Annotated in this window: 3 protein-coding genes; 1 reads left to right on the forward strand and 2 read right to left on the reverse strand. The window is 50.1% G+C overall.

What is annotated here, in order from left to right; all coding sequences use genetic code 11:
- Window positions 1–302 precede the first annotated feature (302 nt).
- Window positions 303–929, reverse strand: coding sequence for a dTMP kinase (gene tmk / locus Q0340_RS10570; protein WP_298083273.1), 627 nt, complete (start codon window positions 927–929; stop codon window positions 303–305).
- A gap of 230 nt (window positions 930–1,159) precedes the next feature.
- Between tmk and Q0340_RS10575 the strand changes: the two genes are divergently transcribed.
- Entirely contained in the window at window positions 1,160–1,342 is a 183-nt protein-coding gene (locus tag Q0340_RS10575) for a hypothetical protein (protein ID WP_298083274.1), read from the forward strand.
- Between the two features lie 67 nt (window positions 1,343–1,409).
- Here Q0340_RS10575 and Q0340_RS10580 read toward each other — a convergent pair.
- Window positions 1,410–2,149 (reverse strand): hypothetical protein (locus tag Q0340_RS10580; RefSeq protein WP_298083275.1); only part of this gene is annotated, 740 nt, incomplete at its 5' end.

Genomic DNA, 2,149 nt, shown 5'->3' on the forward strand with positions numbered 1-2,149 from the left:
CTAAAGAGCTTAAGCGGAATTCCGCCTGCGAATACGCGAATTAAAATTCCGCGCAGGATTTCGCTTATGAAATCCCACGCCTTTTCGGACTACGGCGGAATTATAAGACAAAATTCTGTGGCGAAATTTTATGACTGAATTATAAAACAAAATTCCGCCCAGAAATTTTACTTAGAACCTCTCCTGTAAAATTCCATAAACGAAATTTGGAGCTGAAATTTTATGGGCGAAATTTCACAGCTAAAATTTCACGGCAGAGCTTGGAAATCAACTACCGCGGCAAAATTCCGCGTCTTAAAATTTTAAGAAAGTATGAAATTTCTTATCTGATCGCAGATCGCTTCTTCGGATTGTGCGGCGTCGATTTGCAGGGTCTCAACGCCGCACGCCCTGCATGCCTGCGCCATAAGATCTTGCACGCGCATTAGGTATTTGAGCCCGCGAGCCTCGATTATATCGCTGCTAGCGCGCGTTTTGAGCCGTTTCTTGACGAGCTGTTCGTCCGCCGAAAACAGCACGATTTTATCTGCAAATTTGCCCCCAAGCGCAAATTTATTAAGCGCGATAAGCTCGCTAAGATCCACGTTTTTGTCGTTTGCCAGCGCATAGGCGATCCCTGAAATGAAGCCGCGATCGCTTAGCACGAGCCTGTCCGCGCCGCCCTTTATCACGCGCTCGTAGTGCTCGGCGCGGTCTGCGAGGAACAAAAGCAGCTCGGTGCGCTTTGAAATTTCGCCGCAGGCCTCGCGCAGATTTACGCTGCCGCGCCGCCACTTAAAATCCTCGCCCAAAACGAGGCTTCGCACCGCTTCGCCGAGCTTCGTGCCGCCGGGCTCCTTAGTCACGATCGCTTGCGGAAAAGCCGCCGCCAGTCGCGCTATCTGCGTGCTTTTGCCCACACCGTCGATACCTTCGAATATTACATACATTTTTCGCCTTTAAATTTGTGCATTATTTTACAAGCTTATAGCTAAATAGCGGCTTTTTTAACAGCGGGGCGTAAAATTTCGCCTCAAAATCGGTTTTTGCGCGAGCTTGTGCGGGTCGCTTTTGATCTTTCGGCGTAAAATTTTATCGGGCGCTTTGTTGCTAAGCACTTACTCTTTGCGGCACGGCTCGCGGTTAAATTTAGCGCTTGGACGGATGCGCCGAATAAGCGGTGAGTAAAATTTGCGCTTGCGGACGCATACCGAGCGGAGCAGGGCGTCAGCCGATAAAGACGGCGCGCCGTATAGATGAAATGGCGCGTTATACAGAGCAGAATGTGTACTATGCGAAGCGGATGGCGTTATATGGAAAGGGCGGCACTTCGGGCGGAGCAGGGCGGCGTCATCCGGAGTAGGGTATGTTTGTAGGCGGCGCGGGCGGGCAAACGCTGCGTGCGATGATAAAATCGTAACGATGAAATTTTAAATTTTGCCCTTATACGTGCTTACAAGCTCTGGATTTATCGCTTTGAAATTTTTCCGCAGATCGCTGAGATCATAATCGCTCGCTACGAGCGCAAAATCCTCGCTCACGTCGAGCCCTAACTCGCCGATATCCGCCTTAAGCTGCTTCGCGCACTCTAAAATAAGCTTTTTGGCTTGCGGATATCTGCCGTTTAGCCGCGTTTCTTGATTGAAAAGATCGAAAAGATTTGCCGTCTCGTCATCCTCGTCCAACTCGGCCTGAAACTCGTAATCAGCGACGTTCCAAACGATCCAATTATCGTCATCGCCCTGCGCAAGCCACTGCGCGCGCTGTTCTTGCGAGCCGAATCCGATCTGAGGCGGTAGCGAGCCCGTGTCGTCGTAGGCTAAATTTATGCAGTAGAGCTTGCAGCCTGGCGCGTGTTTTTTGATCGTCTCTTTAATCGCGGGCAGCAGCCTTTGCGCGGCGAGCTCGTAGAGCTTTTTGTAGCTCATTTTTTTATCCGGTTTTCTGTAGTGCACGTAGCCGCCCTCGACTATTAAGTTTAGCTCGCCTATCGCGTCAAATTCGTAGTTTATGACGCGGTCGAATTTGCCTCCGTATGGATCCGTGCCGCACCACTGCTTTTGAGCGAGCTTGCCGCCCTCGTAAGCGAAATTTTCTATCCAGTAGCCTTCGCTCGCAAAAGCCGAGTAGATGGATTTTAGCGCGCCATCTTCATAGATAAATATTTTTA

Source organism: uncultured Campylobacter sp., assembly GCF_938045595.1.
GTDB lineage: Bacteria > Campylobacterota > Campylobacteria > Campylobacterales > Campylobacteraceae > Campylobacter_B.

Coding starts and splice junctions, on each gene's coding strand:
- tmk (WP_298083273.1), bottom strand. CDS start 929: ATGTATGTAATATTCGAAGGTATCGACGGTGTGGGCAAAAGCACGCAG.